Annotated in this window: 2 protein-coding genes; both read left to right on the forward strand. The window is 35.4% G+C overall.

The window, feature by feature from the left end:
• A partial coding sequence (locus tag DW657_RS18525) for a UpxY family transcription antiterminator (protein ID WP_233547216.1) occupies positions 1-468 on the forward strand: 468 nt, incomplete at its 5' end.
• An 88-nt stretch (positions 469-556) separates the two neighbouring features.
• Positions 557-964, forward strand: coding sequence for a hypothetical protein (locus DW657_RS17320; RefSeq protein WP_029425404.1), 408 nt, complete (start codon positions 557-559; stop codon positions 962-964).
• Positions 965-1,011: the final 47 nt, after the last annotated feature.

Consider the following 1,011-nt stretch of genomic DNA (forward strand, 5'->3'; position numbering starts at 1 on the left):
ATCACGGCTTTCTATCCTACCACCGAGGTTGTAAAACTTATAAAAGGTAAGCGCAAAGTTGTTACCGAGTCTCGTTTACCAAACATCTTCTTCGCCTACGGCACCGAAGAACAACTCAAATCTTTTGTTTACGACAACGTAAACCTCCCTTTCCTCCGTTTTTATTATCGTCACGTCCACATTGGGCGCAGAATAGAGAAAATTCCATTGATAGTTCCCGACTATCAGATGGAAAGTCTCAAAATCATCTGTGCTGCCGATGCGGATAATACCATCGTATCATTAGCTGAAGTTCCAAAATTCGAAAAAGGACAATTGGTTAGGGTTACTGAAGGAGCGTTCAAAGGAGTGATAGGAAGAGTTGCACGGTGGCAGGGTCAACAAAGGGTTGGAGTTTGTATAGAGGAGATTGGAACAATAGCGACAGCTTATATTCCTAATGCTTTTATTGAAATCGTAAAAAAATAATTCTGTTAGAGGTTACTATTTATATATCCCTTCCATAAACAAATAATAAATTTAGAAGTTGCGCCCGACACGGATTAGGGACTATAAAATGAAGTTATTATTAAAAATCTCATTAGTTTTCATTGGTGTTATCGGAGTGATTGCTCTGGCTTCTTGTGAAAAAGACGAGGTAAAATCTCTTGTTATTGGAAAAATTGTAGCAACTCCATCATCTGTCAAAAATGGTGACGAGATTACTTTAGAAATAGGAGGCAATGTCTCTGCTTCTGGAGAAACTATAATAAATGGAAAAGATTATCACCCTATTATACACTATTTAATCGATGGGAAAGCAGTTGTAAAATCTTCAGAAACGACTTTGCCGTTTAATGCAAAATACATAATAAAAGATTTGACCATTGGTGAACATACACTATCTGTTGATATTACAAGTTCTCGAAAAGATGCAATCTTTGAGAATAAGGTTAGTTCAACAACAATAACTATTTTAGAATAATATTTAAACTATTTTTTAGATCAATACTCTGTTAATTCTTATGTAAT

Origin of the sequence: Prevotella sp. AM23-5 (genome assembly GCF_003473645.1) — a bacterium.
Classification (GTDB): Bacteria; Bacteroidota; Bacteroidia; order Bacteroidales; family Bacteroidaceae; genus Prevotella; species Prevotella copri_A.